The organism is Pigmentiphaga sp. (assembly GCF_019689535.1).
Lineage (GTDB): Bacteria > Pseudomonadota > Gammaproteobacteria > Burkholderiales > Burkholderiaceae_B > Pigmentiphaga.
Genome location: NZ_JADGHH010000130.1, coordinates 1 through 10018 on the forward strand (window position 1 = coordinate 1; position 10018 = coordinate 10018).

Annotated in this window: 12 protein-coding genes and 1 riboswitch; of the genes, 2 read left to right on the top strand and 10 right to left on the bottom strand. The window is 66.0% G+C overall.

The features are described from left to right. Positions 1-61: 61 nt before the first annotated feature. From def to IRZ12_RS11910, 6 genes are read right to left on the bottom strand one after another with little or no spacing between them, the layout of a single operon-like run. Positions 62-595 carry a peptide deformylase gene (def, locus tag IRZ12_RS11885; RefSeq protein WP_296468647.1) on the bottom strand — a complete coding sequence of 178 codons (534 nt, stop codon included), beginning with the start codon at positions 593-595 and terminating at the stop codon, positions 62-64. Next, positions 592-1215: a glutathione S-transferase family protein gene (locus IRZ12_RS11890; RefSeq protein ID WP_296468649.1), complete on the bottom strand. Its 624-nt coding sequence runs from the start codon at positions 1213-1215 to the stop codon at positions 592-594. The genes def and IRZ12_RS11890 overlap by 4 nt, the downstream gene beginning before the upstream one ends. Positions 1216-1275: 60 nt before the next feature. Next, positions 1276-1659: a CbiX/SirB N-terminal domain-containing protein gene (locus IRZ12_RS11895; protein ID WP_296468650.1), complete on the bottom strand. Its 384-nt coding sequence runs from the start codon at positions 1657-1659 to the stop codon at positions 1276-1278. After that, entirely contained in the window at positions 1656-2624 is a 969-nt protein-coding gene (gene ybiB, locus IRZ12_RS11900; protein ID WP_296468652.1) for a DNA-binding protein YbiB, read from the bottom strand. Before ybiB ends, IRZ12_RS11895 begins: the two co-directional genes overlap by 4 nt. Before the next feature lie 41 nt (positions 2625-2665). Further along, positions 2666-3532, bottom strand: a complete 867-nt coding sequence (locus IRZ12_RS11905) for an IclR family transcriptional regulator (protein ID WP_296468654.1) — start codon at positions 3530-3532, stop codon at positions 2666-2668. A gap of 13 nt (positions 3533-3545) precedes the next feature. Continuing rightward, positions 3546-4727 carry an acetyl-CoA C-acetyltransferase gene (locus tag IRZ12_RS11910; RefSeq protein ID WP_296468656.1) on the bottom strand — a complete coding sequence of 394 codons (1182 nt, stop codon included), beginning with the start codon at positions 4725-4727 and terminating at the stop codon, positions 3546-3548. 193 nt (positions 4728-4920) lie between these two features. On the opposite strand from IRZ12_RS11910, the gene IRZ12_RS11915 reads away from it, so the two are divergent. Continuing rightward, a complete protein-coding gene (locus tag IRZ12_RS11915; RefSeq protein ID WP_296468658.1) occupies positions 4921-5976 on the top strand; it encodes an MBL fold metallo-hydrolase in 1056 nt (351 codons plus the stop codon). A gap of 96 nt (positions 5977-6072) precedes the next feature. Beyond that, on the top strand, positions 6073-6729 hold the full coding sequence (locus IRZ12_RS11920) for a DUF502 domain-containing protein (RefSeq protein WP_296468661.1): 657 nt from the start codon (positions 6073-6075) through the stop codon (positions 6727-6729). 19 nt (positions 6730-6748) lie between these two features. Here the strand turns inward: IRZ12_RS11920 and IRZ12_RS11925 are convergent, their stop codons facing one another. From IRZ12_RS11925 to IRZ12_RS11940, 4 genes are all read right to left on the bottom strand, one after another. After that, entirely contained in the window at positions 6749-7060 is a 312-nt protein-coding gene (locus tag IRZ12_RS11925; protein WP_296468662.1) for an I78 family peptidase inhibitor, read from the bottom strand. Positions 7061-7150: 90 nt separating this feature from the next. After that, complete coding sequence (metW, locus tag IRZ12_RS11930) at positions 7151-7753, bottom strand: methionine biosynthesis protein MetW (RefSeq protein WP_296468664.1); 603 nt, start codon at positions 7751-7753, stop codon at positions 7151-7153. Further along, positions 7750-8955: a homoserine O-acetyltransferase gene (locus tag IRZ12_RS11935; protein ID WP_296468669.1), complete on the bottom strand. Its 1206-nt coding sequence runs from the start codon at positions 8953-8955 to the stop codon at positions 7750-7752. The genes metW and IRZ12_RS11935 overlap by 4 nt, the downstream gene beginning before the upstream one ends. 24 nt (positions 8956-8979) lie before the next feature. Further along, positions 8980-9058, bottom strand: a riboswitch (SAM riboswitch). Positions 9059-9129: 71 nt separating this feature from the next. Next, on the bottom strand, positions 9130-10018 hold an 889-nt coding region (locus tag IRZ12_RS11940), incomplete at its 5' end, for a tripartite tricarboxylate transporter substrate binding protein (protein ID WP_296468667.1).

The following is a 10018-nucleotide window of genomic DNA, read 5'->3' on the forward strand; positions in this document are numbered from 1 at the left end:
AGACGTATGTTATAGCGTTCTCATGGCGCCAACGGCGCCCGCGGCACGGGCTGGGGGATGGTCAGTCGTCGCCGCGCGGATCCAGGCCCGGAAACAGGATTTCGGTAAAGCCGAACTTGGAGAAATCCTCGATGCGCGAGGGATACAGGCGACCGATGAGATGGTCGCACTCATGCTGTACGACGCGGGCGTGGAAGCCTTCGGCGATGCGGTCGATGGGTTTGCCGGCAGGATCGATGCCGGTATAGCGGATGGAGACGTAGCGCGGCACGGATCCCCTGAGGCCCGGCACCGACAGACAGCCTTCCCATCCCTCTTCACGCTCGTCCGACAAGGGCGTGATCACCGGATTGATGAGCACCGTCCGCGGCACGGCCGGCGCATCGGGATAGCGCTCGCTGCGGTCGAAGCCGAAAATGACCACCTGCAGGTCTACCCCGATCTGAGGCGCCGCCAGCCCCACGCCGCCGGCAGCCTCCATCGTGTCGAACATATCCTGGATGAGCGCATCGAGCTCCGGCGTCCCGACGCGCTCGACGGGTTTGGCGACCCGCTGCAGGAGCGGGTCGCCCATCTTGAGGATGTCCCGGATCATACGAGCTTCTGCTTCAGCACGCCCTGCGCGGACGGCCGGCTGCTCACGCGCTCGTAATAAGCCGCGACGGCAGGCGTCTCCGGGCGTTCGACGGGCATCCGGAGCCAGCGGTCCACGGCGCATCCCACGGCGATGTCACCCATGGTGAAGCGGTCTCCGGCCACGTATTGCCGGCCGTCGGCCATCACGCCCTCGAGCACGGTCAGCAGCCGATTGGTGCGAGCGGTGGCATCGGCAATGGCCTGCTGGTTCCGCTGCCCCTCCGGCGTGCGGATCAGCCCGAGGAAGGCCGGCCCCATGGCGGGGGCGAACTCGGTAGCCTGCCAATCGAGCCAGCGGTCGCTCAGCCCGCGTTCGCGGGGATCGGCGGGCCACAGGGTCCCGGCGCCATAGGTCGCGGCGAGATAGCGCACGATGGAATTCGATTCCCAGAGGATGTAGCCGTCGTGATCGAGGGTCGGGATCTTGCGATTGGGGTTCAAGGCTCCGTACTCGGGCGTGTCCAGGCCGCCGAAGGGGCCGCCCACGTCGATGCGCTCGAATTGCAGCCCCAGCTCCTGGGCGGCCCAAACCGCCTTGGCTACGTTGATGGATGTGATGCGGCCCCAGATTTTCATCATGACGATGGTCTCCCTGTTAGATGCGTCGATTCCATGTTTTCCTTGTCGCGCGGCGCCACGTCAGTCCGGCCCGTGTGCGCCGGGCTGGACGGCTGCGCTCGCCACGGCCTCCAGCACTCCGGGCAGCTCGGACAATACCGGCAACGCCGCGAGCCGGATGCCGGGATGTGCGGCCTGCGCCTGAGCAAGCAATTGTGGCAGATCGCGCCTCACATGCCCGCCTGCCGCCCAGAATACCGGCAACACCGTAATATCGGCCACTCCCTGGGCCACCAACCCGGTCACCGCGGCCTGCAGCGTCGGCGGATGCAGTTCGAGGAATGCCGTCGCGACCGCGACGCCCGGATCGCGCGCCCGGATGGCCTGCACCAACCGATCCAGCGGCTCCGCCCATCGCGGATCGCGCGAGCCATGGGCGAACAGGACGATGCCACGCGCCGTCATGTGCGCCGCCCCATGCGCGCGATCGTATCGAGGACGGCATCCCGTTGCGCGGCAATGGCGCGGGGCAGCGGCTCCCGCCCCTGTTGGATTGCACGCATCCACGCCGCAGTGGCTGTGGCATCGCGCGGCGGAAGCGCAGGCACCTGCGCGACGGGGCCGGGAGCGCCTTCCACTGCCGTGTCCTCCACGCCGTCCAACCATCGCGCAATGCGCTGCGGGCGCCGCGTATTGGCGACGGCCTCCCCTTCCGTGCCGCGCATCAGCAACGCGGGTTCGCGCCGCAACGCGAAGAGCTCCGACAGCATCGCGCCGAATTCCGGATGCGTGTAGGCCGCCAGCAGCAGGCTCGGCCCCTGCACGGGCCGTAGCAACTTAGCGAGCGTATGCGCCACATTGCGCACACCCAAGATGCGGCGCAAGCCGACGAGCCGCGCCAGCCCGGGATTCACGGCCTCCAGCGGCAAATAAGCCAACCGGCGTTCGCGCAGCCCGCGCGCGGCCGTTTCGGCATCGCCGGACGCGGAAACGCCGAGCGCTTCCAGGATGTCCAGGGTCGGTACCCGGGCCACGTTCGAGCCAATGCCGGACTGCCGCGGCTCCGAAGCCTGGCCGTGCATCAGCACCGGTACGCCGGCCTCGGCCAGCGACCACGCCAGCAGCGGCACAAGATTGGGTGCATGCCGCGCCCCGTTGTAGGTAGGCAGGATCACAACCGGGCCGCCGGTCGGCGGCGCCACGCGCACAAGACGGGCTTCGGCCGCGTCCAGGAACCCCGCGACCTCGGAGACCGCCTCGCCTTTCATTCGCAAGGCCAGCAGCACGCCCCCGAGCTCGAGGTCGGAGACTCTTCCGTCGAGCATGGCCCCCATCAACTCCCGCGCATGTTCGCGCGGGAGGGCGCGGGAGCCGTTCTTGCCCCGCCCGATCTCGCGTATCAAAGGTGCGCACGCAAATGACTCTTTCATCGGCTCCCCCGGGAGCAAGGCGTGGGAAGAGTCTTCCAAGGTTACACGCGCTTCATGAGTTCGTTAATGCGCTCGGCCGCGCGGCACAGCAGGGGCAATAACTCCTCCCGCATTTGCTCGGCCGTGATCCGGTGTGCCTGCCCACTCAGGTTCAACGCGGCGACAGTGCGCCCGCTGCGATCGCGGATGGGCGCGGCGATGGCCACCAAGCCAGTCTCGAGCTCCCGGTCCACCAATGCCCACCCCTGTTCGCGCACGGCGAGGATGGCCTGTTTCAGGCGCGCGGGATCGGTCTCCGTCAGGGGGGTGTGCGCACGCAGGTCCGATTGGGCCAACACTGCGTCGATCTCATCGTCGGGCAGGCCCGCCAACAGCACGCGCCCCATGGCGGAACAATAAGCGGGCAACCGGCTGCCTATGCCGAGGTTGATGGACATGATGCGGCCGGACGGAATGCGCAGCACGTAGACGATATCCGTGCCGTCCAGCACGGTGGCCGAACACGACTGGTGCGCTTCGTTGGCCAGCTCCTCCATGATGGGCTCGGCAAGATCCCAAAAAGGCATGGAGGTGAGATAAGCAAACCCCAGCTCGAGGATGCGGGGGGTAAGCCGGAACAGGCGCCCCTCGGTTGCCACGTACCCCAGCTGCACCAGCGTCAACAGGATGCGGCGCGCGCCCGCGCGCGTGAGTCCGGCGGCGTCGGCCACTTCGGTCAGTGTCATGGCCGGCCGCTCTGCACTGAAAGAACGGATGACCGCGAGCCCGCGCGCAAACGACTGCACATAGGCGTCGCTGGGCTTGACCGTTTCGCCGGACTGGCTCGCGCCCGCCGCAGGACGGGCCGGCGGACTCGCGCTCAAGCCGGGGCCGGCCTGCTTGCCGCCGGCCGCTGGGTGTTGCGTCATGCAGGCCCGTCGCTCAGATCAACTCGATCGCCATGGCGGTGGCCTCGCCGCCGCCGATGCACAGCGACGCCACGCCGCGCTTGGCTTGCCGCTTGCGCATCGCGCCGATCAGCGTGGCGATCAACCGCGCGCCGCTCGCACCGATGGGATGGCCCAAGGCGGTCGCCCCACCGTGTACGTTGACTTTCTCGTGTGGCAGCTTGTGCTCGGCCATGGCGGCCATGGTCACGACGGCGAATGCTTCGTTGATCTCATAGAGATCCACGTCCTCCGCCTTCCAGCCCGTCTTGGCGAACAGCGCGGACAGCGCGCCCACGGGTGCCGTGGTGAACCACTGGGGCTCCTGCGAGTGTTCGGCGTGGGCGACGACCCGCGCCAGGGGCGTGACGCCCAGCTTCTCCGCCGTCGAGGCGCGCATCATCACCAACGCGGCGGCGCCGTCGGAAATGGACGAAGCGTTCGCGGCCGTCACGGTGCCGTCTTTCTTGAATGCGGGCTTGAGGGTAGGAATCTTTTCGGGCATCGCCTTGAAAGGCGCCTCGTCGCGCGTGATGACCTTTTCCCCCTTGCGGTCGGCCACCGTCACGGGTGCAATCTCCCACTCGAAGCTGCCATCCTCGTTGGCGGCCTTCGCGCGGCGCAGGGACTCGAGCGCATAGGCGTCCTGCTGTTCCCGGGTGAAGCTGTACTTGGCCGCGCAATCTTCGGCGAACACGCCCATGGCACGGCCGCGGTCGTACGCGTCTTCCAGGCCGTCGAGCGCCATGTGGTCATACATGGTGGCATGACCGTAGCGATAGCCCTGGCGACCCTTGGGCACGAGATAGGGAGCGTTGGTCATGCTCTCCATGCCACCGGCCACGGCCACCTGGATGCTGCCCGCCAGGAGCAGGTCATGCGCGAACATCGCGGCCTTCATGCCCGAGCCGCACATCTTGTTGACGGTGGTGCACCCCACCGGCAAGGGCAGTCCCGCACCCAAGGCAGCCTGGCGGGCAGGCGCCTGACCTTGTCCGGCCTGCAGCACGTTGCCCATGATGACTTCCTGGACCTGCTCGGGCTTGAGGCCTGCACGCTCGACCGCCGCCTTGATGGCAACCGCCCCCAACTGGCTGGCCGTCAGACCGGCGAGTTCGCCCAGCATGGACCCCATGGGGGTTCGGGCAACCGATACGATGACTACGGGATCCGACATCTTCGACTCCTAGTTCTGGAAGATGGCTGGCGCCAGCCGGCCGCGGCGACGCATGCGACGCACAGCGGACCGGTCGAAGCGACGCCTGCCGGGCAATGGGTACACTAAGCTGTACTTTACCAACAAGTTTGCCTGCCATTTTAGTCTCCCGCTCGCGGGCCGGCCGAAACCGGCCAGGCACTCCCGGACCGTCATGAACCCTCTCGAACACGAATTGAAATACCCGCTGGGCGACACCCTTCCGGGAGCCGGCTCGGCGATCGAGGTCGCACCCGGCATACGTTGGGTACGCATGCCGCTACCCTTTGCGTTGGATCACATCAACCTCTGGCTGCTGCGGGACCATTTCGGCGGACGCGATGGCTGGACCATCGTGGACTGCGGCGTCGCGCGCGATGAGGTCAAGGCGCTGTGGGAGCAGATCTTCGCCACGCAGCTGGACGGACTACCCGTGGTGCGCGTGATCGTGACCCACATGCACCCCGACCACATCGGCCTGGCCCATTGGCTGACCGAGAAGTGGAACGTGCCGCTGCAAATGAGCGCAACCGATTTCCTCACGGCCCATCTTTTCGTGGAAGGCAGGGCCATCTCGGGCGGCGAGCGAATGGCCGAGCACTTCGCTCGCAACGGCGTGACCGATCCGGAATCGCTGGCTGGCGTGCGCGCACGCACCCGCTATTATCCCCAGCTCGTACCCAAGGTGCCGGCGCACTTCAACCGCATCATGAACGGCGACGCGCTGCACATAGGCGGGCATGAATGGCGGGCCATCGCCGGCTACGGCCATGCGCCCGAGCACATTTCTCTGCACTGCCAGGCGCTGAACATCCTCATCTCCGGCGACATGGTACTGCCGCGCATCTCCACCAACGTCAGCGTCACCGACACGGATCCGGAAAGCAATCCGCTGCAGCTTTACCTGGATTCGCTCAGCAGCTACGCCCACCTGCCGGAAGACGCACTGGTGCTTCCCGCGCACGGCCGGCCCTTCGTGGGCCTGCACAGGCGCATTGCCCAACAGCATGCGCACCATGCCGATCACTTGGCGCGGGTCAAGCAGGCCTGCGCCGAACAGGCCCGGTCCGCGCACGACATCGTGCCGGTCTTGTTCAGGCGCAAGCTCGACCTGCACCAAATGACCTTCGCGCTGGGCGAGGCGCTCGCCCACCTGCACATGCTTTATTACCAAGGGGCATTGCAGCGGGAAACCGGCGCCGACGGCATCGTCCGCTTCCGCGCGGCCTGACCCTGCCGGGCGCGGTCCCAGCCGCGCCCATTCTGCTGCTATGCTGTGCGCCCCGGCCGCCTTACGACGGCCTTCCCCTGGCCGCAGGAGTCTGCGATGAAGCCCATGTACAAGTTTTTCTTTCGTGGCCTGATCACCATCCTCCCGCTGGCGCTCACCATTTACCTGCTCTACGTCTGTATCGCATGGATGGAAGCGCTGGCGCTCGCCGTGCTGCACCCCTTCATCGGCAAGTTCTACTTTCCCGGCCTGGGCCTGGTCTTGGGCGTACTGGGCATCATCGCGGTCGGCATGCTGGTATCCAAGCACCGGGTGCGGCGCCTGCTTTCATACGTCGAACTGCCCTTCACCAGCATCCCGGTCATCAAGAGCATCTATTCCTCGCTCAAGAGCTTTGCCGACTACTTCTCACCGACCACTGCACAAGGGGGCCAGCAGGTCGTCATCCTGCGGCCGCCCGGCCAGGAAATCGAACTGGTGGGGCTGGTCACGCGCAGGAGCACCGCCGGGCTGCCCGAAGGCTTCCTGGAGGGAGAACGGGTGGCAGTCTACCTTCCCATGGGCTATATGATCGGGGGCTATACCGTATTCGTGCCCACTTCCTGGGTGACGCCCATCGACATGTCGGTAGAGGAAGCCATGCGGTCGTCCCTGATCGCTTGGATGGCGCGCGCGCCCGCGGCGCCCGCCGCGACGACGCCCCCGCCGGATGCCAAGCGCGACTGGAGCAGCGACGGCGGATATAGCCCCTGAGCCAGCACGGCCCGACGGGTCAGCCGCAGCGTATCGCGGTGACGAGCTCGCTACGGTTGACGTCGACGTTCACCCGGAAGGGATTGAATTCCATCGTGACGGCCTGTCCGGGGCGCAGCACCCGCGCGCTCTTGGCGCCGGTGGCCCGGCGCGCCTCTTCGACCAACACCGAGCTGAGCTTTTGTCCCACCAGATGCTGGGCGGACTCGGCATTGCACCCTTCCTGCCTGGGCTCCGCCGCGGAAGGCTGCGGGGCGCCGGACGGCGCCGGCGCGGCGCAGCCCGCGGCCGCTCCCATCAGCATCATAGCCGTGAAGACTTTCCACATCATGAGCGCTCCTTGAAGTGATTCCGATCACGCCGCGGCGGTACCCCGCCCACCGGCAGGACGAGCCGCCCCCCCCGGGCGGCACGGGTGGCTTCAACGCGCCATCGGCGAGGCAAAGCGGTAAACCGCCAAGGTGCTGCGCCATCCCGGCAGCCAAGAAATTTCCCTGTCGTTGGCAAACGTGGCACGCGCGAGGATGCGCAGGTTCAACTTTGCCGCCAGCGCCTCGAAATCTTTCAGCGTACACAGATGAATGTTGGGCGTGTTGTACCACTCGTAAGGCATCTGGCCGGTAACGGGCATATGGCCGAGCAGGATCGACAATCCGTGGGTCCAATAACCGAAGTTCGGGAAAGACACGATGCCCTCCCGACCCACGCGCGCCATCTCGAGCAGGATGCGTTCGGTGTTATGCACCGCCTGGAGGGTTTGCGAAAGCACGACGGTGTCGAACTGGCCATCGTCGAACAAGGCGAGGCCGTCCTCCAGGTTCTGCTGGATGACGTTGACCCCTTTGCGCGTGCATTCGATCACATGCTCGTCGCTGATCTCCACGCCTACGGTGCGCGCCTGCTGCGCATCCCGCAGGTGGGCGAGCAGGGTGCCGTCGCCGCACCCCAGGTCGAGCACGCGGGCCCCATGGGGGATCCAACTGGCGATTCGCGCGAGGTCTGGACGCAGGTCTGGCCGGCTCATTGCGCACCTCCATTTTCCGCGATGCCTAGTTGGCGAGCCACGCGATCGTAGTAGCTGCGCACGACGGCATGGTAGCGCGGATCGTCGAGCAGGAAGGCGTCATGCCCGTGCGGCGCCTCGATCTCGGCATAGGTTACCGGGCGATCGTTGCGCAGCAATGCCTGGACGATTTCCCGCGAGCATGACGGCGGAAAGCGCCAGTCGGTGGTAAACGAGACGAGCAGGAACTCTGCCTGCGCCGGCGCCAAGGCCTTGGCAAGATCGCCGCCGGTCTGCTTGGCCGGATCGAAATAATCGAGCGCGCGCGTAATCAGCAAATACGTATTGGCATCGAAATACTTGGAGAACTTTTCGCCCTGGTAGCGCAAATAAGACTCCACCTCGAATTCCACGTCATAACCGTAGCGGAACGCGCCGTCCGCGCCGGGCGACCGCTGAGCACGGCCGAACTTGGCGGCCATGTCGTCGCCCGACAGATACGTAATGTGGCCGATCATCCGGGCAACCGACAAACCATTGCGCGGCACCGTGCCATGCGCATAGAAATTGCCGCCGTGAAACTCCGGATCGGTGATGATGGCACGCCGGGCCACTTCGTTGAACGCGATGTTCTGGGCCGACAGGCGGGGAGTGCTGGCAATGACGATGCAATGCGCCACCCGCTCCGGATAAGTGATGGCCCAGCTCAACGCCTGCATGCCGCCCAGCGACCCGCCCATGACGGCCGCAAAGCGCCGGATGCCGAGGCGGTCCGCCACCCTGGCCTGGGCGTGGACCCAGTCTTCCACCGTCAGGACCGGAAACGAAGCGCCATACGGCTGGCCCGTGTTGGGATTGATGCTCGCCGGACCGGTCGAGCCGAAACACGAGCCGAGGTTATTGATCCCGATCACGAAGAACCGGTTGGTGTCGAGCGGCTTGCCCGGCCCCACCATGTTGTCCCACCAGCCCACGTCCGACGGATCGTCCGCCGAAATCCCGGCCACGTGATGCGAGGCATTCAAGGCGTGGCAGACCAGCACGGCGTTGCTCCGCTCGGCATTGAGCGTCCCATAGGTCTCGATGGTGAGCGAATACGGGCCGAAGGACGAGCCGTTGGCCAACTGCAGCGGCTCGTCGAAGTCCATGGACTGGGGTTTGACGATGCCGACGGAATCAGGACCGATGGAAGGTGCGGCGGGAGTGTCGAGGAAGGCGGTCAACGCCTCTTCGAGGTGCGAATCGGAAGACACGGTGGACGGAGCTCTTTAGCAGGATTTATGAGGCGCCCGCAAGCGGACCAGGCAAATCGGCGCCAATAAGAGGTGCGAGGATTGTAGCACCCGGGTAGGTAGGGAGAGGCCGGCGGCAAGGCCGCCCCTCCCTGCATCCTCCCGTCAACCTGCCTTGGAGGGACCTATCTTGCCCTTGAGCAATCCCGCCCACAGTTGCTGCTCGGCCCGGGCGACCTTGGCCAGCTCCTCCGGCGCGCCGGGCCGCGTCGCCAACCCTACCGCAGCAAGATCATTCTTGACATCATCCCGGGCAAGCAGGGCCTGCAACAGGGAGTTGTAGCGCCGCACCAGCGGCTCCGCCATGCCTTTGGGCCCCCACAGGGCGTACCAAGGGTCCACGTCGTAGCCGGTGACCCCCAATTCGTCCAGGGTCGGCAGGTCCAGATACGGAGGATGCCGCTGCAGGCGCGTTCCTCCCAGCACCCGGATCCGCCCGCTGGCAGCATGATTCATCGCGACCTGGATGGGAAGAAACATCACCTGTACCTGCCCCGACAGCACATCGGTCGTCGCGCCCGCCGACCCCTTGTAGGGGATGTGCTCCAATTGGATGCCCGTCCTCGCCATCAACAGCTCCATGCACAAATGGTGGTGAGTCCCCAAGCCCGGGGAGGCATAGCGAAGCTGTCCGGGGTGCGCCTTGGCATATGCCAGGAGCTGATCCAAGCTGGTTACCGGCAGCGCCTGGTTGACCACCAGCGCGAAGTTCCCGGAACCCACCAGGCCGATTGGCGTAAAGTCGCCCAGCACGTCAAACGGAACCTTGTCGTAAAAGTACGGGAGCGTCAGCGTCGTCGAAACGTTGCTCAGCAGGGTATGTCCATCCGGGGGTGACTTCGCTGCGGCTTCCATCCCGATGATGCCCGAGGCACCAGCCCGATTCTCGACGACGAAAGGCACGCCCAGCTCGCGGCTCAGGTGAGGTGCCAGGATGCGCGCGACAGAATCGGGCGTCGTGCCCGGAGTCTGCGGGACAAAGATTCGCACAGGC